Annotated in this window: 16 protein-coding genes; 7 read left to right on the top strand and 9 right to left on the bottom strand. The window is 41.3% G+C overall.

Going from position 1 to position 20,938, the window contains the following annotated elements:
- Nucleotides 1-509: 509 nt before the first annotated feature.
- The 3 genes from glmS to M595_RS14575 all read right to left on the bottom strand — a co-directional run bounded on the left by glmS (nucleotide 510) and on the right by M595_RS14575 (nucleotide 4,316).
- Nucleotides 510-2,453, bottom strand: a complete 1,944-nt coding sequence (glmS, locus tag M595_RS14565) for a glutamine--fructose-6-phosphate transaminase (isomerizing) (protein ID WP_023067101.1) — start codon at nucleotides 2,451-2,453, stop codon at nucleotides 510-512.
- Between the two features lie 426 nt (nucleotides 2,454-2,879).
- Complete coding sequence (gene psaC / locus M595_RS14570; protein WP_009783147.1) at nucleotides 2,880-3,125, bottom strand: photosystem I iron-sulfur center protein PsaC; 246 nt, start codon at nucleotides 3,123-3,125, stop codon at nucleotides 2,880-2,882.
- Between the two features lie 282 nt (nucleotides 3,126-3,407).
- Entirely contained in the window at nucleotides 3,408-4,316 is a 909-nt protein-coding gene (locus M595_RS14575) for a CoB--CoM heterodisulfide reductase iron-sulfur subunit B family protein (protein ID WP_023067090.1), read from the bottom strand.
- 263 nt (nucleotides 4,317-4,579) lie between these two features.
- Between M595_RS14575 and acpP the strand changes: the two genes are divergently transcribed.
- Both acpP and fabF read left to right on the top strand, forming a co-directional pair.
- Nucleotides 4,580-4,825: an acyl carrier protein gene (gene acpP, locus M595_RS14580; RefSeq protein ID WP_023067086.1), complete on the top strand. Its 246-nt coding sequence runs from the start codon at nucleotides 4,580-4,582 to the stop codon at nucleotides 4,823-4,825.
- Nucleotides 4,826-5,147: 322 nt separating this feature from the next.
- Nucleotides 5,148-6,401 carry a beta-ketoacyl-ACP synthase II gene (fabF, locus tag M595_RS14585; RefSeq protein WP_023067102.1) on the top strand — a complete coding sequence of 418 codons (1,254 nt, stop codon included), beginning with the start codon at nucleotides 5,148-5,150 and terminating at the stop codon, nucleotides 6,399-6,401.
- A gap of 189 nt (nucleotides 6,402-6,590) precedes the next feature.
- On the opposite strand, the gene M595_RS14590 is transcribed toward fabF, so the two are convergent.
- The 4 genes from M595_RS14590 to M595_RS14605 form a co-directional block, all read right to left on the bottom strand.
- Complete coding sequence (locus tag M595_RS14590) at nucleotides 6,591-10,157, bottom strand: DUF8508 domain-containing protein (protein WP_023067073.1); 3,567 nt, start codon at nucleotides 10,155-10,157, stop codon at nucleotides 6,591-6,593.
- Nucleotides 10,158-10,454: 297 nt separating this feature from the next.
- A complete protein-coding gene (recN, locus tag M595_RS14595; protein ID WP_023067116.1) occupies nucleotides 10,455-12,185 on the bottom strand; it encodes a DNA repair protein RecN in 1,731 nt (576 codons plus the stop codon).
- 134 nt (nucleotides 12,186-12,319) lie between these two features.
- Nucleotides 12,320-12,952 (bottom strand): transcription antitermination factor NusB, encoded by a 633-nt coding sequence (gene nusB / locus M595_RS14600; RefSeq protein WP_023067080.1) that lies wholly within the window; start codon nucleotides 12,950-12,952, stop codon nucleotides 12,320-12,322.
- A gap of 103 nt (nucleotides 12,953-13,055) precedes the next feature.
- Nucleotides 13,056-13,793: a DUF502 domain-containing protein gene (locus M595_RS14605; protein WP_023067088.1), complete on the bottom strand. Its 738-nt coding sequence runs from the start codon at nucleotides 13,791-13,793 to the stop codon at nucleotides 13,056-13,058.
- Nucleotides 13,794-14,239: 446 nt separating this feature from the next.
- Here M595_RS14605 and M595_RS14610 point away from each other — a divergent pair, with 446 nt between their 5' ends.
- A complete protein-coding gene (locus M595_RS14610) occupies nucleotides 14,240-15,259 on the top strand; it encodes an aldo/keto reductase (protein ID WP_023067077.1) in 1,020 nt (339 codons plus the stop codon).
- Nucleotides 15,260-15,338: 79 nt separating this feature from the next.
- Nucleotides 15,339-15,626, top strand: a complete 288-nt coding sequence (locus M595_RS14615; protein ID WP_023067060.1) for a DUF2470 domain-containing protein — start codon at nucleotides 15,339-15,341, stop codon at nucleotides 15,624-15,626.
- Between the two features lie 36 nt (nucleotides 15,627-15,662).
- On the opposite strand, the gene M595_RS14620 is transcribed toward M595_RS14615, so the two are convergent.
- Nucleotides 15,663-16,373: a hypothetical protein gene (locus tag M595_RS14620; protein ID WP_023067072.1), complete on the bottom strand. Its 711-nt coding sequence runs from the start codon at nucleotides 16,371-16,373 to the stop codon at nucleotides 15,663-15,665.
- A 252-nt stretch (nucleotides 16,374-16,625) separates the two neighbouring features.
- Here M595_RS14620 and M595_RS14625 point away from each other — a divergent pair, with 252 nt between their 5' ends.
- From M595_RS14625 to M595_RS14635, 3 genes are read left to right on the top strand one after another with little or no spacing between them, the layout of a single operon-like run.
- Complete coding sequence (locus tag M595_RS14625) at nucleotides 16,626-16,952, top strand: hypothetical protein (RefSeq protein ID WP_023067085.1); 327 nt, start codon at nucleotides 16,626-16,628, stop codon at nucleotides 16,950-16,952.
- A 52-nt stretch (nucleotides 16,953-17,004) separates the two neighbouring features.
- Entirely contained in the window at nucleotides 17,005-17,544 is a 540-nt protein-coding gene (locus tag M595_RS14630) for a GIY-YIG nuclease family protein (RefSeq protein ID WP_023067084.1), read from the top strand.
- An 11-nt stretch (nucleotides 17,545-17,555) separates the two neighbouring features.
- On the top strand, nucleotides 17,556-18,248 hold the full coding sequence (locus M595_RS14635; protein ID WP_023067096.1) for a malonyl-ACP O-methyltransferase BioC: 693 nt from the start codon (nucleotides 17,556-17,558) through the stop codon (nucleotides 18,246-18,248).
- On the opposite strand, the gene M595_RS14640 is transcribed toward M595_RS14635, so the two are convergent.
- Nucleotides 18,245-20,254 carry an adenylate/guanylate cyclase domain-containing protein gene (locus tag M595_RS14640; protein ID WP_023067121.1) on the bottom strand — a complete coding sequence of 670 codons (2,010 nt, stop codon included), beginning with the start codon at nucleotides 20,252-20,254 and terminating at the stop codon, nucleotides 18,245-18,247. The two genes, M595_RS14635 and M595_RS14640, sit on opposite strands and share 4 nt — an antisense overlap.
- Between the last annotated feature and the right edge of the window lie 684 nt (nucleotides 20,255-20,938).

Consider the following 20,938-nt stretch of genomic DNA (forward strand, 5'->3'; position numbering starts at 1 on the left):
GAATTAAGTTAGCTTATATCTCCGTGTTTTTACGGAGTTGTTCAATTGACAGTTTGGGATGTACGGAGATAGGACTCGCACACTGCTATTATATTGACCGCAGACTTTGCTGAAAAGACGACAAACTCAGCCAGGTGGAACAGGGAATAGTTTGACTCAAATCGAAAAACCGCTATTGATAAAAATTATTTTGATGCTTCGCAAAAACTTGAAACTTCTATCTGCAACCCCATTCATTTTTTATACATTCGAGCGCATTAGCATTTCCCCACTGCACCCTTTTCTCTACGATAGCTTCTCACTACCCCCCTGTCAACTGGAAATACTCACTGAGGGTCTTGGCAACTTTTGGTGATCGCAATTCCAATACAGCAGTCCAAAAGCCCTATACCAGCAGTATACAACTTTATTTGCTAGTATAGGACTTTATTTTTTAGTCAAAGACTTTATTCGATAGTAAACGACTTTATTTTATCGCTACAACAAACTCAAAAATTAGTTTTTCACCCCTATTCAACTGTTACCGATTTTGCCAAATTACGAGGTTGATCGACATCTAAACCCCGACGAGCTGCAATATAATAAGCCAATAGTTGTAAGGGAATTACTGCTAAAATAGGAGATAACAATTCATCGACCAAAGGAACAGGTAAAATATTATTAAAAACATCAGATTCTTCTAAAGTTTCTTTGGCAGTTACTCCAATTAAATGAGCGTCTCTAGCTTTGGCTTCCTGGGCATTAGAAATCACCTTTTCATAGACACTTCCCGGCATGGCAATCGCCACCACAGGCACATCTTTATCTAATAATGCGATCGGCCCGTGTTTCATTTCTCCTGCTGGATAACCTTCGGCATGAATATAACTAATTTCTTTGAGTTTTAATGCACCTTCTAAGGCAATTGGAAAATTAATTCCTCGCCCTAAAAATATAAAGTCTTTAGTGTCACTAAACTGATGAGAAAAATCCTCAATTTTTGCTTCTTGAGTATTTAAAATTAGTTCGATTTGAGAGGGTAATTTTCGCAGCCCTTTAACTAATTCTTGTACACGAGATTGCGATAACGTTTGGCGTCGCCAAGCCAAATCTATTGCTAAGAGATAAAAGGCGATCACTTGGGCTGTAAATGTTTTGGTTGCTGCTACCCCGATTTCAATTCCGGCGCGAGTATTAATCAGATGAGGGACTAACTGACCCAATGAACTTTCAGTGCGATTTGTAATCCCTAATAATCGAGGTTTAAACTGAGTCGGTGCATTTAAACGACGCTGCTTTTCCATCGATAAAGCTGCCAAAGTATCGGCTGTTTCTCCCGATTGAGTCACCCCAATAATGAGTGTATGGGGTCTAAGCGGCGAAGGTGCATAACGCGCTTCCGAAGCATATTCTACCGTTGTGGGTAAATCGGCTAATTGTTCAAGTAAATATTTCCCGACTAAACTGGCGTGCCAACTGGTACCACAAGCGATAATCTGTACTTGTTCGAGATTTTCTAATAGTTCATCCGGTAAACCCAATTCTATGGGTGATTGATTGATATCAACAGTTGCTGGATGTAATTCATCGGTTGTTTTGGCTTCAAATTCCAGATCCCAATTGCTATTAATATATGCTTGTAAACAGTCTCGCACCACTCCCGGTTGCTCGTGAATTTCTTTGAGCATAAAATGTTTGAAGGAGTGTTTCTCAACCAGAGTTGGACTGACATCGAGAATTCGGGGCATTTTATTGAGACGTTCCCCTGCAAAGCTATAAACCTCAACGCCCAAATAGGTTAAACGGGCGAGTTCACCATTTTCTAAACTCAGAACCGTTTGTGTATAAGGAACTAAAGCGGGGGTATCAGAAGCACAGAAAAATTCACCTTGACCCAAACCAATTGAAAGCGGCGCTTGTTGACGAGCGACTATTAATTCATTGGGAAAATCAGCACAAATAACTGCAATTGCAAAAGCTCCTGTGAGTCGGTTTACGGTCTGTCGCACCGCTTCGACAAAAGTAGAAGGAGAACAAACAGCATTCTCAGCAGACAGTTGAGAAAGATATTCGGCAATTAAATGAGGGATAACTTCAGTATCGGTATCTGATTTAAACTCATATCCTTTGCTTTTGAGTTCTTCTCGTAATTCGCGATAATTTTCGATAATCCCATTTTGAACAACTGCAACTTTTCCATCAGGAGAAAGGTGAGGGTGAGCATTGCGTTCTTCCGGTTTTCCGTGCGTCGCCCAACGGGTATGACCAATCCCGATATTCGCTAACATTTCTGTATTGGCGAGTTTGTTACGAAGGTTATAGAGTTTACCTTTGGCTCGCAAAGCGTGAATTTTGTTATCCAGTACCGTTGCAAGTCCGGCGGAGTCATAGCCTCGATATTCAAGTTTTTCTAAGCCACTCAACAGAATTTCAGTAGCGGTTTGAGTTCCGATATAACCAACAATTCCACACATCTGGGTTTGTTAACTCCTACGAAGAATCAAGTTAGATACAAATCAATAAACGGAGCAAACTACAACATCTCGGATTCTGTTTACGCCAATTGTTGCACCAGATGGGATATAGATCAGGAATATGTATTGATGAATCCGTGACCCTGTTGCTTTTTCCCCCGTTTCGATAGAGTTTGAATAAGCCTAGTTCACTATACTGCGGAAATTTTAGGAATCAGGTTTGGACTGATCCTAACTTAAGCTATAGGTTCGATGGTCAAACGTCAAGTTTCTTCATCTTTTTTCGGGGCTGGAGACTCTCGAAACACGCGGAGAGGATGTCAAATAAATAGAGAGGAAGTGTATTCTCCCTCTCTATGACTATCACGCCTAAAAATGGCGGCTGAAATATAGCTGGCAGATGAACTGTTGGTCAGTTCTAGATGATTAGTAAGCCAGACCCATACTACGGGTCGTTTCAGGTCCGAGATAGACCCGAATGCTCAAGAAATCAGTCGGACAAGCTGTTTCACAGCGCTTGCAACCCACACAATCTTCTGTACGGGGAGAAGATGCGATTTGACTCGCTTTACAACCGTCCCAGGGAACCATTTCAAGAACATCTAGGGGACAAGCCCGAACACACTGAGTGCAACCAATACAGGTATCGTAAATTTTGACTGAATGAGACATTGAATAAGTTCTCCAAAGGATCTCAAGTTTGACAGAATCTACAACGGTGTAGATTTTATGACAAGTTCTAGAGCTGAATTATCGTATATATTCCGTCACTTTACCCTAGTGTTTAGCACGCAAGATACATAAGGCGATAAAACTTTAGACTCCGTAATATTATGTTCGGGGCGAGGGGCAGGGTCATTGAGAGGTTAAAAGTTCAGGAAATGACAATGATCTGGGCAACTCATAACTGTTTTCACTGCTGAACCCCGAGGGTGAGTGTTAACTGTTAACTGTCTAAAGCCCTAACTTTTGCAAAACAGGTTGAGTCGAAACCATATGACGGTCTAAACCCAGTTTTTTCGGTTCAATCCCAAGAGCTAGCGCCACGAGTTGGGGAAGGTGTAGAATGGGCAAACCCAGCGATCGCTCAATCACCTTTTCGACTTCGGGTTGACGAGAATCAAGATTGAGATGACACAACGGACAAGGCGTAACCATACAGTCAGCCCCTAAATCAATCGCTTCAGTAATATGGTTTCCCGCCATTTGAAATGAAAGGTCAGTGGCGTAACTCGAAAGCGGCCAACCACAACATTGAGTCCGTCCGCGATAATAAACCGGAGTCGCCCCAATTGCTCGAAATACATTTTCCATCGACTCAGGTTGATGAGGATCATCATAAGGGAGAGAGGTTTGAGCGCGTAACAGATAACAGCCATAAAACGCAGCACATTTCAAGCCGGACAATTTACGAGTCACCCGACGTTGAATTTCCTCCAAACCATAGTCCGCGACCAGCGCCCAGAGTAAGTGTTTCACCTCAGTTGTTCCGGTGTAGGGTGAACAGCTTTCTTTAGCGAGTAAATGATTAATCTGTTCTAGAGAAGCCGGATCATTTTGCTGAAAGTCTTTTAGGCGTTCATCAACCCGACCAATGACTCCCTGACAAGTGCTGCAATGGGTTAATAAGGGTAAATTCAGTTCTTCGGCTAAAGCAATATTACGAGCATTCACCGTATCTTCGAGAAGCTGAGAATCTTCCTTAAACGTACCTGACCCACAGCAAGAGGCTTTCTTGAGTTCGACCAATTCAATCCCAAGAGTTTGAGTCAAAATTGCTGTAGATTGATAAAGCTCCCGACAAGCCCCTTGAGCGACACATCCGGGAAAATAAGCGTATCTTAATTTTTGAGATGATGACATGAAAGCAGTGTTCTCCTAATCGCGCCAAACAGGGTACAACCCAGGGCAGGTTGATATAGACTCTGAGTGGGTAATAACATCCATCTAGATTAAACCCGCCCCTACAATCCATGTTCTCTCGCCAATTCCGAATCTGCACTAAAAAAAGAATGAAGAATGACAAAGCTGACGGAATAATCGTAAAAACCTCGAAATCATTAACGCAGCGATCGCGCTTTCCGATAATATGGTATACGCGGCATACAAACAAGGAAACAACAAGTATGAGTGATACCTTTGGAAAAGTAAAAAAAATCGCAGCCGAACAACTCGGAGTTGACGAAAGCGAAGTCAAGCCTGAAGCTAACTTTGTCAACGATTTAGGTGCAGATTCTCTAGATACCGTTGAACTGGTGATGGCATTGGAAGAAGAATTTGGGATTGAAATTCCCGATGAGGCAGCCGAGAAAATAGAGACCGTACAAGCAGCAGTAGATTATATTGACAGTAAAGTCAAAGCCTCTACCTAAGCCGTTTTCAAGCACGATGACATCACAAACGCTTGCTTTGAGCAACTGGCTCGGAGCGCGCACCAGCTTTGACAATAGACCGGACTGACTTCAGGGTTGAACTGTGACCTGCCAACGGTAAACAGTCTTAGAACAATCATGGGAAAAATCAGTGGGGAAGAAGCTGGTATTGATGACTCAATAGACTTGATCTGTAAAAGTCTCACCATAGGGTTGATCTGAAAACTTCAACCCCAACACTGAGAATAACTAACTGATAACAAATAATTGTAGAGCGTCGATGTTCTGCATTTTGGGTGGTTAACTGCTTGAAATAAAAATCATGGATAAGATAAACCGCAAGCGCGTTGTTGTAACGGGTCTGGGGGCAATTACTCCCCTCGGAAATACAGTCGCCGAGTATTGGGAAGGATTGCACAGTGGCCGCAATGGTATAGATACGATCACCTTATTTGATGCTTCACGACACGACTGTCGCATTGCAGGCGAGGTGAGAGGATTTGATCCTTGTGACTACATCACGCGCAAAGAAGCTAAACGGATGGATCGTTTTGCCCAATTTGCTGTAGCCGCAAGTAAGCAGGCGATCGCCGATGCGGGATTCGTGATTGATGACTTGAATGCAGAACAGGTTGGTGTGATTATCGGTACTGGAATCGGGGGCCTGAAAGTTCTCGAAGATCAACAAGAAATCAATCTGACTCGTGGCCCTGATCGGTGCAGTCCGTTTATGATTCCGATGATGATTGCCAATATGGCAGCCGGACTCACTGCGATTCATACTGGGGCAAAAGGGCCAAATACTTGCACTGTTACTGCTTGTGCTGCTGGCTCCAATGCAGTCGGTGATGCGTTTCGTTTAATCGAGCGAGGCTATGCCCAAGCCATGATTTGTGGGGGAACAGAAGCGGCGGTAACGGCTTTGTCTGTAGCTGGGTTTGCCGCAGCGCGCGCTCTTTCAACTCGCAATGATGATCCGGCTCATGCTAGTCGTCCATTTGATCGCGATCGCGATGGGTTTGTTATGGGTGAAGGAGCGGGAATTTTAGTGTTAGAAGAACTCGAATATGCTCTGTCTCGTGGCGCTCGTATCTATGCAGAGATTGTCGGTTATGGGATGACTTGCGATGCTTATCATATCACTTCTCCCGTACCGGGTGGGGCAGGGGCGGCACGAGCGATGTCACTCGCGCTTAAAGATGGAGGGCTAACACCGGATATGGTGAGTTATGTCAATGCTCACGGTACCAGCACCCCGATGAATGATCCGACGGAAACCGCAGCCATTAAGACGGCTCTGGGTGAACACGCTCATAATATTGCGGTTAGCTCCACAAAGTCGATGACAGGTCACTTACTGGGCGGTTCGGGAGGGATTGAAGCGGTGGCGACAGTCCTAGCGATCACTAATGATCGAGTTCCGCCGACTATTAATTTGGATAATCGGGATCCTGAGTGTGATTTAGATTATGTTCCTAATGTTAGTCGTAGTCAAACGGTAGAAGTTGCTCTTTCCAATTCTTTTGGGTTTGGTGGACATAACGTGACGTTGGCGTTTCGTAAATATCAACCCTAGAGGTCGTTCTGTCTTGATGATATTAGAGGCGCAGATGTTGTGTCCCTGAGTTCCGATCTCAAATGAAGCTAAAGTAATCTTCTCAATTCATTTCAATCATCTATAACAGAAGATCACAAACAGAAGATCACAAAGGAGAGGCGTTTAATACCTCTCCTAATCATTAATTTTTCCTTCGCTTAGAGCAACCTAGAATAGGTCAGAGGTAGCAAAAACTCCATCATCAAACTTAAGGAACTCAATATCAGTTAACGTATCTGTTCCGGTATTTGAACCTGTAACAGTAAAGTTATCGGCAGTTCCGGCTAAACTGAAATCAGCCAGATTGCCCTGATATTCTACAACATCAGCAGTAACATTGTAAGTTGTACCATCTAAGCCTTCAAACGTGGTTTGACGGTCATTGCGACCCACTTCACCTTGACCATCGAGGAGATTATCCTTCTCATCTCCAATGAGACGATCATTGCGTTGAGTTCCCAACACATTTTCTACATTTGTAACCACATCCATCCAAGTCAGAGCATTGTTTGTACTGGAGTGGCTAGCGCGACCGCGATCTAAATTAATATCAAGACCTGCAACAGTACCAAATACACCCTTAATTACCAAGTCAGAATAATCTGCGGTATCAGTTCCATCTCCACCGCGCAGGGTATCATTCCCTACTCCTCCATTGAGGGTGTCATCTCCGGCATTACCAATAATTAAATCATGACCGCCTTTGCCCAATAACAGATCGTCATCAGCCTGGCCGTTAATGATATCATCTTTGCTGCCTCCGAAAATAGTATCGTCTCCAGACCCACCGCGTAGTCGGCTAAACGTACCATCGAAGTCATCGAAACGGTCAACTCGGTCAGCCGCTAAGACATCATCACCCGCCGCACCGCGAATATCGTCGCCACCACGACCCCCTTCGATAGTGTCATTGTCACCTCGACCGTTAATCGTGTCATCACCGTTATTTCCTGTAATGAAGTCAGGATTCCTTGTACCTGTAATGTTGTCAGCGTTACGAGTCCCTTCAATAATATTCGGCTCTACTACTGGTGTCTCTAGGGTTAGACGTGCGACTAATGGGTCGTGGTCACTGGCTCGCTGTTCAGTTTCAGCAAATTCACTATTGACCTGAACAACGTCAAACTCGGCACCTTCATCTAAGCTATCGCTAACCAAAATATGGTCGAGAGACTGAGAATTTCCCTGGAAAATAAAGCTATAACGCTCATTTTCAGGTAATGTTTCCGTTAAGTTGGTCAGGTTTTGTTCCAGGATTTCTAACGGAGAAACAAACTCAAACTCATTGAAATCTCCCAGCGCAACAATATTTGCATCAGGGTCAGCATTTAAAGTATTAGCAACAAAATCATTGACCGCGTTTGCTTGAGCTTGTCGTTCATCTAGACTACCGTTAACAGTGACGTCTTCTTGACGCTCATCAAAAGGTTGTTCGATACCGAGAATCGGCGCACTTCCTCCCTTGGATGAGAAATGGTTGCTAATAACAGTCACCTCTTGACCGTTAAATTCAAAGTCTGCAACCAACGGTAAACGAGCGCCCTCGAATGCACTACCCGAACTTTGATCGCCTATCGGTTGAACGGAACCCTCAACTAAATCAACACGAGCGGGGTTATACAAAAACGCAGTGCGAATATTTCCGCCCGGTTGACCTCCGCTAGCCCCATCTGTAATAAAGGTATTATCGATAAACTCGTACTCTGGGCCACCCGCATCGGCGATCGCATCGATTAAAGTCTGGAGAGTTTGGTCAGCCGCAACCGTACCATCATTGACAGAACCGTTATTATCCTGAACTTCTTGCAGTCCGATCACATCGGGTGTGTTCAGGTTGTTAATAATTTGGCTCGCAATTGTATCAAAGCGACCATCAGCAACATCTGTATCCCCATCATTATCATTGGGATCAAGATTGAGAACGTTGTAACTAGCAACTGTGAGTTGATCACTGCTTCCGACGATAGAACTGACTTCAGGCTGTAAGTTGGCAGAAGTAATATTGCTGGTAAAGTCTTCAGTGGGAATGATTTCAAAGTTACCAAAACTGTAGCTAATCACCCCAGTCACGTCACCTAAACTGTCACCAGTATCAACAGTGGGGAAGTCGAAGTCAAAAACGCCAGAATCTTCATCAATTTGAACCTTTTCAGGGTTGAAGTCGTCAGGGCTGATATTCAGCGTACCCCGATCGCTAATTCCTGTAGCACCTACACCATTATCAACAACAGTAAAGATTTCACCAAAACGGTTTGTCGGTGCGATCGCCACTGTATCTTGGGCTGTGACCCGCATTGCTTCTAAGGACTCAAAGAAGTCAATTCCATCAGTTGTGGGGTCAAAGCTAGCAAAGGCATCATCATCAATATTTTCGGTTGGCGGAACCCGACCACCTGAACCTATTATGACGGCATCAGGAACAGCATTTCCCGTCGAAAGCGTGGTAATTGTGGGGCTGCTAATTTGTGTTGTGGGTAAATTGCGAGTATCGGTATCGCCTGGGAAAAACTCAGCAACCGTACCTTCTACTTGTAACGCATCACCGACACTAACATTAGGATTAGATCCGGTGAAGACAAATAGTGCATCGGAAGTTGCAATGTCACCATCACCGATTGGATCTTGAAGATAGAATCCATTAGAATCAACTGCGGTTACAATTCCAGTGGTAGCAACAGAATCCCCTGTAATGCTAAAGGTGTTAGCAGGTAGATTGTTAAAGTCAACGGTGACAAACGGAGAAGTCTGACGAGCGCCTTGAATATCGTAAATAGGGGTAATTGCTACACCATCATCGTTCTCAATTGTACCGTTTGCACTTGCAGTGGTAATAGTTTCGTCACCAGAGGGGTTAGAAAGGGTAACGGTAAAGTTTTCGTCGGGTTCTGAGTCGGTATCACCCGACACATCAACTGTTACCACTTGGCTAGTTTCACCATCAGCAAAGTTAACTGTACCAGAAGGTAATGTTCCCCCAAAGTCAGCCGCATCTGCATCTCCAGAAACGGCAAAGTCTACTGAAGTTGTACCTGTGGTGTCGCCAGAACGAGTTACGGTGAAGGTGAAAGGTGTAGTTCCTGCATCTCCTTCGGTTTTGTTTGCATCAGTAGCAGCAATACTAAGGGTTGTTCCACCGCCACCGCCACCGCTATCACCCGTAATTTGAATATTATCAATTGCGATATCCTCATCACCAGAGTCGAGGTCAAAGGTAATGCGAAGGTCTAGGATAGAACCTGTTCCAGCGATCGCACCGGAGAAAGTAGAGAACACTTCTGTTACTTCTGTTCCATCCCCTGTTCCATCGAAGTCTGTATCTCGAAAGGGTGCTGAGTTGAATGTACTCCCATCATTTTCAATCGCTAATAAATTTGTGAAGCCACTACTATCAATTTGATATTCAAACGACACAAAATCAGGTGCATCCCAATCTTGATTGCCGTCGCTAGCATCATCTTCAGCCAACAATGTGCTTAAGTTGAGATTAGTAAAACCTGTAATATCAATTCCTGAGAATGTCAATGTTTGCTGAGACGCAGCACCTTCTCCATCAATATCTTGAGCCGCAAAATAGAAGCTTCCTTCTGAATTGAAAACGTTGTAGGAACTAATAATATTACTGCCATCTGTACGGATAAAAAAGTCTGAAAAACCATCAGTAAATTCAGGAATTGAGGTTGTATACCTCGTTCCATTCCCATCCGTTTCAAAAGTCTCAGTAAAAACCGTCGCCATATTGGAGTCTCCCTCAATTTCCAGATATTTCTCTTAATCAAGACTTAAGAGAGCATTACTTCGTAAAAATCCGAACTAATGTCTCTCGTCAAGATAGCCCAACTCGATGTAATGTGAATAGTTTTTTATTTCACAAAGGATAAGTTATCGCATGAAAGTTAACCCAAAGTTAAGAGTCCGGACAAAATGAAGATTGAGAATTATTTTTTACACAAGATTTATATGAGTTTTAAACTTCAGGGGGTTATTTAGACGAAAATCCCTCAAGTTAAAAGTTGTTGTATAATATAAATGCAGTTAATTGGCCTGAAATTCCCGCAAAGAATCGGCTTGAGTCAGCAAAGATTCTGCAAAGGCGATCGCTTCAGTCGCCGAACGTCCACTCGCCAGTTGTGCTAATTCTTCTCGGCGTTGATGATTATTGAGTTGAGTGACTCGAACAACGGTTCTTTGTTCTGATCCTCCGTTAGAAATCTGATCACCAATCACTTCTTTTTCAACATGAAAATGACGATCTCCCATCGCAGCAACAATAGGTTGGTGAGTTACACATAAGACTTGATGACGTTGACTGAGTTGATGTAACTTTTGGGTAATAGCTTGGGCGACTCGTCCTGAAACACCGACATCAATTTCATCAAAGACCAAAGTTCCTGAACCTGCAACTTCTGAAAAACAAGCTTTTAATGCTAATAAAAACCGACTCATTTCTCCACCGGATGCAATTTCACCGAGAGGTTGTAGAGGTTCACCGGGGTTCGGACTAAAGCAAAATTCGACTTGATCGGCACCTGTGATCGTGGGTTCGATGGGATGTATTTCGACTTGAAATTTTACCTTTTCCATCGCTAAGGGTTTGAGTTCTTTGATCAAATGAGTTTCGAGTTTAGAAGCGGTTTTTTGACGAAGTTGACTTAAATTTTGACACGCTAAAACTAACTTTTTAGTTGCTTGTTGATAATCTTTTTCGAGGGCTTCGAGAGACTGTTCACCTGTTTGTAAGTCTTTGAGTTCGGCTTGAATTTTTTGGTAATAAGCAATCACTTCGGCTAGATTTTGGCCGTATTTTCGACAAATTTGTTTAAGCTGTTGAATGCGATCTTCTACTTCTTGGAGTCGTTGCGGATCAGATTCGAGTTGTTCACCATAACTGCTAATTTGTCGTCCGGCTTCTATGACTTGGGCTAACGCATCTTCTACCATTGCTAAAATCGGTTGTAGCCTATGATCATATTCCACCATATCGGTTAAGATATTTTCCGCTTTTGAGAGAAGATCTGAGGCGGCTTTTCCCTCATCGTTTTCATACAATCCCTGATAGATTTTATAGCTTTGTTGTTGAAGTTCAACGACATGACTGAGGCGAATTGATTCTTGTTTGAGTTGTTCTAATTCATCCGCATCGGTTAACTCTGCTGCTTCTAATTCTTGGGTTTGATATTGTAATAAATCCAATCTTTGTAAACGTTGCTGTTCAAACTGACGGCGATTTTCTAAGATATTTTGAGCTTGTTTTGCTTGAGTATAAGCCGTAGCAACAGATTGTTTAGCAACGATTAAATCCGTCCCTCCATAGAGGTCTAACCATTCTCGTTGTAAACCGGGTTGACTTAGTTGTAACGTTTGACCTTGGGCGGTGATTTCCACAAAGCGATCGCGAATTTCATCTAATAGTTTTCGACTGATTAAAATGCCATTTAAACGAGAACGAGTGCGAAGTTTTCCACCGGATAATGTAATTTCCCGAGAACAGACGGCGAGTGTTCCATCAACAAGATCTATTTCTTGTTCAGCTAACCAACTTGAGATCAGAGGTTCAACTTCAAAAGTCGCTTCTAAAATTGCTCGTTTAGCCCCTGTACGAATGACCCGGCGATCTACTTTTCCGCCTAAAACTGCATCAATAGCATCCAGAATAATAGACTTTCCTGCACCTGTTTCTCCGGTAAAAACATTTAAACCTAATCCCAGTTCTAGATCGAGATGATCAACCAGTGCAAAATTATCAATCCGCAGCGATAGTAGCATTTTAATATTTTACTGATTTTAAGTTTAATCAATAGAGTCTAAAAATTTAGAATCAAAGCCGATCAATTTATTCGCACTTCAAATTTTAGAATAAAAATAAAATTAAGGAGTTGAGAACTCCCCATCTATCAAGGCTAATTCTGCACCACTACATCCGCTTTTAATTGATCAAGAACACGTCGTAACACACCATTAATAAATCGATAGCTATCCTCATCGCTATAGCGTTTTGCCAGTTCTATCGCTTCATTGAGGGCGACTTGCTCTTGAGTTCCTAAGTACAATAATTCTGTGACCGCAATTCTTAAGATATCGCGATCAATGCGAGGTAAACGGTTGACTTGCCAATCTACCAACGCCTGACTTAAAACTTCATCAATTTCTGTACGATGAATATTAACTTCTGTTAAAATCTCGATAGTATAAGCTGCAACTTCTTCTTGTCGAGCCAGTTGAATCAGTTCAGGAAACTCTGCTGCAATTCCTAAACGATTAATTGCCGTTTGTGTCAGTTCTATCGCTTCTTGGATCATGGCTCTAGCACTTTGGAGATCGTTGGCTCGAAATTGACTTCCCATCAACCGATCACTTCCTCGTTGCAGTTCAACCATGGCTGTTTCTAAGGATTCTTGACCTTCATTGGCCAGCGTTCGGACAACAGCCAACATGATATCTTGAATTTGTTGAGTGGCGAGTTTTTCAGGGCCAGTTGGGAGTTGGCTAATTCCCAATAGAGCGAGTTCACGAGAGCTTCGACGAGCTTGCATAGAATTCCCCAGTAAATAGTAGTGTTAAACGAGCAAATTGAGAATGAATGGAATTTAAAATTTTTCCATTTTGAATTGAGTTTGGAGAAACAGACTCACGGGTTCATTTTAATCCTTCTTCATCTAATGGTACAGGTTGTAGTCGGTTCTCGTTTGGGATGAAACGTTCGAGCTTTTCTTGTTTGACCGGAGGGGTCTGGGTGGGTTTGGTCGGTGAGACTGAGTTCACTATTCCTCCCGATACGATGATTTTAAAAGCATCTTCAACGGTTAGCGAAAGGTTGATCACATCATTAATCGGAACAACAGCATACCATCCGCTCGTGGGGTTGGGAGTTGTGGGAATAAAAATGCTAATCATGGGTTGACTCATCAAGGTTTGGATTTCCTCACTGACATTCCCCGTTACAAAAGCTAGTGTCCAAATTCCCTGACGGGGATATTCGACGAGAACGACACGACGAAATTTATCGTTAGAGTCTTTGAGTAGGGTTTCTAACAGTTGTTTAAGGGTTTTGTAGACTGAACCTGCTAGAGGGATTGCTTGGAGTACCTGTTCACCAAAATCAAGGAGCCACCGACCGACAATATTACGGGCCATTAACCCAATAAACAAAATTCCGAGTAGAGGAACAGCTAATCCAACAACGACATTGAGTAAATTGACTAAAATTGGATGCAGCCCATCAAAGGGATTGACCTGTTTAGGAATTCGCGTCAAAAACTCAATCACCGAACTGGCGATGGTAATTGTTAACCAGATAGTCGTCGCCAGGGGGATAACGACTAACAAGCCTGCGATCAGGTCATTTTTGAAGTCTTGTTTTAAGCGTTGGAACACAGATCGTCCACTCTCCTCTTGTTGTATTGGGTCTATCGATGGTTGATCTATTATTGGTTTTCGAGAATCTATAGGGCTTTTAGTGGACATCATCTATTATTTTAGTGGGTTTGATAATATCCTTAGCTCAAGTTCACGGTTGGATTGGGATCATAGACTTGAGTTATACATATTACTTTTAACAATTGTAAAGAATTATTGCAACGTCGATCAGACTCCTAGAAGTCTGGTGACTCTCGATAAAGCTTCCGAGGTCTTTGACATCGGTTGATGTAGCCTCAAACTCGCTTTAAGTCGATTTAATCATTGTATGCTAGCTAACTGTATCTTGGGAAACAGTCTTTAACGTAACCCGTGACCCTAATTTTCATCTCCCGACCTCCCCTGAAAATTAGGGGCAATTTTTCCTTAAACTAGAGAGTGTGTTTTTGAAATCACAAACGAACATGATCCTATCGTCGTCTAGTCGCTATCAATTTACGGATGATTTAAACATCTGTCGCATTTTAAATGGGATGTGGCAAGTTTCCGGTTCTCACGGACGCATTAACCCCTCATCGGCAATTGATAGTATGTTTAAGTATCTCGATGCAGGCTATACAACCTGGGATCTTGCGGATCATTATGGCCCGGCTGAAGATTTTATTGGGGAGTTTCGCAAACAACTGGTTAATCAACGGGGTGAAGATGCTTTATCTAACCTACAAGCCTTTACAAAATGGGTGCCTCGACCCGGTAAAATGACCCGATCTGTTGTGGAGAAAAATATTGATATCTCTTGTCAACGCATGGGGGTAGAAAGCCTCGATTTATTACAGTTTCATTGGTGGGACTATCGCGATAAAAGTTATTTAGACGCGCTCCAACACATGAGCCAATTGCAAACTGAAGGGAAGATCAAACATCTGGCTTTAACTAACTTTGATACTGAACATTTAAAAATTATTGTTGAAAATGGGATGAAGATTGTTTCTAATCAAGTGCAGTTTTCTTTAGTAGATCGTCGCCCTCTCAATCAGATGGTTGAATATTGTCAAAAACAGGAGATTAAACTCTTACCTTATGGGGTTTTGTGTGGAGGATTTTTATCTGAAAAGTATTTGAATCAGCCCGAACCGCAAAATTTTAAGCTTGAAACTGTTAGCTTGAAAAAATACAAAAATATGATTGATGGTTGGGGCGGTTGGAGTCTTTTTCAGGAGTTACTACAAACCCTCAAAGTTATTGCAGATAGACATCAAGTTACGATTCCGAATGTTGCTGTTCGTTATATTTTAGACCAGCCAACCGTTGCTGGAACAATGATCGGAGCGCGTTTAGGAATTTCTGAACATCTCAAAGAAAATGCTCATGTGTTTGAATTGAGTTTAGATGCAGAAGATCATCAAAAGATTCAGACAATAACTGACAAATCTCAGGATTTATTTCAAATCATTGGAGATTGTGGAGATGAATATCGCCGCTAAGGAAATGTGGAAATTTTTTGCGCTCTATTTGTGAGTGTTGTATTATTAGATCAAACAAAAAGTAAGGCGAAGTCAAACCATGTCAGCAGAACCGATTACCCCGGAAATTAGCGATCGCATTTGCGCTCATATGAATGATGATCACGCCAATGCTATTTTACTCTATGCCAAAGTCTTTGCTAAAACTCCGAATGCCACCTCTGCTCGTCTAGTTTCGATAGACCCAGAAGGGATGGATCTCACGGCTTTAGTGGAAGCCAAATCAACCCCATTACGAGTTTCATTCGATCACACTCTAGAAAATTCGGAAGATGCTCATCATACCCTAATTGAGATGGTTAAACAAGCTCGAAAAATGTCTGAGTAAAAAGGTAAAATTTCTCAATAATTCAGAAGAAAAATATTAGTTTTTTTGAGCATTTTGTAGTTGTTCGACAGCTTTCGTTAAACGGATCAGATAGGGTTTGACAACATCTCGATTTTGCTGATCGAGTTTTACGATTTGTCGATGAAGCTGATTAATTTTGACATGGAGTTTCTCGTCGCGCTCAGAAGACTGAGAAGAAGATACAGGAGGAGTAAGATCTGACTCTGGAGGAGGATCTGTAGAGTAGTCAGAAATCAGAGGGACATGATCAGAAACAGGAGTTTGTTTCACCGCTTCTAACGCTTCTTCTATGAGTTTGATGCGGACATTGATCACTTCCCAATCTTGCTGTCGAATCACATCATGTTCTAAACTTTGGGTCACACGCTGCAACTCTGTTAAAACTTCAGTAATGGGATCAAGTTCAGTCGGTTCAGCAGGTATATTTTGCACCTGTTCCTGTAGAGATTGGACAACTGTATGCACATCGGCGATCGCAGATTCGCTATACTGTCGAACTTGTTGTTCAAACCGTTGTCGATTAATTAAATTTAACCATAATGCGGCGCTGATTGGAGTTGCAGCATATAAAATCTGCCTATACCATGCAGCAGCAACGATAGAACCGATGGTTGAACCGACAACAGCACTGTATTCGGCGATTTTCCACCAATCTGTTGATGTTTGTGAGGGTATTGAAGACGTTTCTCTATTCTGCATGGCGATCGCTAGAGCAAACAGTAACAAAGCAATGCTAACCTAAACGGGGACTGATCACTCAAATTGATGACGAAATCAGGATACAGTCCATCTGGCTGCTTTTTTCGTTGTGAGTCTTTTTTAATAATACTTCACATTTTTATTTCTGTTTAACACTTGGGAACTGTCCCCAATCGTCCTAAGATGATCTTAGGGACATTTGCAGAAATAGCAAGCCAGACTTCAGGGTTTGTTTGTTTCATCATTTGTTCAGGTTGTCAAGTGTTAGGTGATTGTGTAATGCGTATAAGAATTGTAGAAAATTTTGATGCTGATTTTATCCTCGATCCGCAAGTAAAAACCACATTATTTGGCTTACTCACGAGTCAAGGTTTTCTCAATCAAGTTAGTCAACAAGTAAATGAAAAAGCGGTAGAATTTACCGAACTTTTATTTCAACCCATTCCCTACAGTGTGCAAACTCCGAAAGGAATGCCCAGGGAATTTGAACAGTATCACGAATCTGAAGATCATATTATTGTCAACGTTCCACCTAACTTTATGTTTCAAGCAAAAATATTCCAACCCAGTCGTTTATGTGCGATTTATCGCCTCGTTGAAAGTTAATAAAACTCTGTTCAATTTCTCAAACGTAAATTCTTTCAAATATTCTCTAAAAATGACAACTCAAGCCGAAATTCCCACCTTAGCAAGCTTGGACTCTATTTCCTACATTAACGAACAAGGTCAACTTCCAGAAAGTTTACAAGGAAAAATCGGAGTTTATGCTATTTTTGATGCCGATCAAGTCTTACAATATGTAGGATATTCTCGCGATATTTATCTCAGTTTAAAACAGCATCTCGTTCGTCAACCTCAAGGATGTTATTGGATAAAAGTTCAAACCATTGATCGTCCCAGTCGGACAATATTAGAAGAAATACGACAAGCTTGGATCGCTGAAAATGGTTCAGTTCCGGTTGGAAATGGAGAACAAACCGAACAATGGAATCAACCGATTAATGTTAAACCCTTGATGAGTGAGTCAGAAAATCAAACCTATCATCATCTTGATGGAATTGACCAAGAAAAGCATTTAAAAAAGGTTTCCAGGCGAATTGAATCTCTGATTTTAGAACAACTCAAAGAACGGGGTTTACAAGAAGAAATTCGCTTTAATCCTAAGCTAAAAACGAGTGGTTTGTTAGATTTGAAATAAGATAGAAAAAGATGGGATTTCAACTCAATAATATTATTCCTTGGGGACGTAGTTTTGAAGATTATCTAGAAATGTTTGCTTTGATTCCCGAGGATTTAGAACGTTCAATTTTAGACTGTGCGGGTGGCCCTGCAAGCTTTAACGTAGAAATGAAACGGCGAGGATATCGAGTTATTTCTTGTGATCCGGTTTATCAATTTTCAGCCCCTGAAATTAACCAGCGAATTCAAGAAACTTACTCAACAGTTGTCGAACAACTGCGTCAAAATCAAAATGATTATGTTTGGAATGATATCAAGTCTCCCCAACAGTTAGGACAGTTAAGAATGGAGGCAATGCAACGATTTTTAGAAGATTTTCCTATGGGAAAAGCAGAAGAACGCTATGTGACGGCTGAGTTACCCAAATTACCCTTTAATTCTCAACAGTTTGATCTCGCCTTGAATAGTCATTTACTGTTTAGCTATTCTCAACATTTATCAGAAGATTTTCATCTCAAATCTGTGTTAGAATTGTGTAGAGTCGCACGAGAAGTTAGAATTTTTCCGTTGTTAGAGATAAGTGGAAATCTCTCGCCTTTTTTGACTCCTGTAATTAGTCATTTACAGCAGCAAGGATGGACGGTTGAAATTGAACCTGTTGCTTATGAGTTTCAAAAAGGTGGAAATCAAATGTTGAGAATCTTTAAACCAACAATCAATTAAAAATTATCCTGTTTTTTCAGTAACCAATAGGTATTCATTTTACCTTTCCCTTTGATCTCAACTAGACCTCGTTTTTCCAAGTAATATTCATCCTTTAACCGTTCATAAGTGGCTTCGGTGACTTGAATACATCCAGGTGATCCAGAAGACTCCATCCGGGATGCAATATTAACTGCATCTCCCCAAAGATCATAAATAAACTTCTTAATTCCAATCACACCTGCGACAACCGAACCTGTGTTAATTCCGATCCGAATTTGAAAGTTTTCGAGTCCATCTATTCCTAAAGTTGAAGTGGTTTGAAAGCGATTCATTTCGGCTTGCATTTCTAAAGCCATATCTGCAATGGCTTCGGCATGATTAGCTTGGGGTAAAGGTAATCCTCCGACAACCATATAAGCATCACCAATAGTTTTGATTTTCTCTAACTTATATTTGTCCGCCAATTGATCAAAAATAGAAAAAACTTCATTCAGTAAACTCACCAATTCTATGGGGGGAATTCGTGCAGATAAAGGCGTAAACCCGACAATATCTGCAAATAAAATTGTCACTTCTTCGATAGCAGAAGCAATCGCTTTTTGGTCTTTTTTTAGCTGATCAGCAATAGCTTTTGGTAAAATATTCAGTAAAAGCTGTTCAGATCGTTCTTTTTCTTGACGGAGTTCAGCAGTCCGTTCTTCTACTCGTTGTTCTAAGGTAATAAAAGACTCCTGTAATTGTTGGGTCATCGTATTAAAAGAACTTGCTAAAATCCCTAATTCTTCGATGGATTCAATGGTTACTTTTTGATGAAGTTCACTACTGGCTTTTGCTGATTTTGCACCCCTGGCAATGGCTTGACTGGCTTCACTTAGTCTTAAAATCGGTTTCGCGATCCAACGAGTCGTTAGAATTCCAAATCCAGTCGCTAAAATTAAAGCAGCAATACAAAGTAAAATAGTAAGGCGAGTATTTGCATTAATTTGTTGCATAAAATCTGATTCTGGAACAACCATCACAATCAACCAATCAATTCCTCTAGAATCAGAAAGCGGAGTCACTTGTAAAAATTCTCGCCGTCCATTAAGTTGAAAAGTAAGTTGAGTTTGAGTCTGAATATTCTCTAAACTGCCAAAATGTTCGATCAAGTATTCAGCCGTCGCATGAGTTAATAAATTTCGACTATCAACTGCTTTGAGTCGTTGAGGTTCGGAGTTTTTTGAAATCACAGTAAAAGTATCTTCTAAGGTAGAAGTCGCCACTAAAACCCCGTTGCGTTCCATCACAAAAGTTTGTCCTGTTTTACCAATTTTTAAACGACTCAAAAATTCACTAATTCGTTCTAAAGTTAAGTCAGTGCTAGCAACGCCTAAAAGATTTCCCTGTTGATCATAAATGGGTTGATTGGCAGAAACCACTAAAGCTTTAGAACCAAAGTAAGCATAAATTTCACTCCAAACCTGTTGTTTAGAATAAGTAGCAGCCTCATACCAGGGTCGATTTCTCGGATCATAGTTGTCTTGTTCACTGACTAATTCTGTCCGATTTCCTTGACTATCTGCTAGCCATTTTTGCAGTTTTTGATCGGTGTTTTCTGTTAAAATATCAAATTCTATTGAGCCATCATCATAACGATTTGCACCGACATATTCACCCTTGCTAGTGCCAATCCCAATATAACTTGCCGTCGGAAATTGCTGCATTTGGTTCCAAAGATAACCTTCGAGACGGTCAACCTGGTCTAAGTTAATTAAATCTTGACGAATCGCATCAACATTAATTTTATTAATTAAATGGGGCATTTCTAGATAAGTATTCAGTTCTTGTTGAATCCGATGATTGAGTTCAACTTGTAACTGAGTTGCCAAATCGTTAACAGCACTTGATCCATTTCTAAATGAAAGCCACCCTGTTAACCCGACTGCGGCAAAAATTTGGATTAAGAAGGGAACAACCAGTACAAAACGCAGAGGTAATTTAGGTATACCATTGGCAAATTGACGAAAAATTAGCTTGGATGGCATGGGTGAATATTTTGGAGTTGTCAATTTAGAACCAGCATTCCGATGTTGGCTAGAGTCACAATTCGCCTCCGGTGAATTTTGTGAACATTGTTGGAATATCAAGACATATCAAAAATTAGTCTATCTATTTTACTGTATCGAAATTTTAATCGTTGCGTGTCACTCACCTGGACAGTCTGAAAACTGGATGGGTCTAAGAGAGTTGAGTAGAGTAATTCACAAAAAAATGGATGATTTTAATTTTATCTCTCCCTAAAAATTGTCCACATCTTTAATTTGAGATCTGACCGGATCAATGAATTGTCTTTTAAGAAATTTTTTGTTTTTTGGGAGTTTGTATCGATTTAGAAGCTTGATTAAATTCTAAATTTAGTGTGATAACGAGTGATAACTGCTCACTACAGATAGATTAATACAGTCAACATTTGTAATGTCTTTGAGGTGGATATCCCCCTGATGTATTTATGTCTTGATGGGTCACTCCCCACTTCCCAAAACCGGAAAACCTGATAGAAAATAAAGTGCAGAACCGAAAAAATTTTTGGTTCTTGCTAAGAGTTTAGTTGAAAGCAAGATTAACCCGCAATGAGAGTACCAAACAATTTTTTTTAATACAAGCGGGTTATTGCAATCACCCACTTTTAATCCTAAAACAGGGTTAAATATCCTTCGCATTTGTAGAAA

The sequence above is a fragment of the Lyngbya aestuarii BL J genome, from assembly GCF_000478195.2.
Lineage (GTDB): Bacteria > Cyanobacteriota > Cyanobacteriia > Cyanobacteriales > Microcoleaceae > Capilliphycus > Capilliphycus aestuarii.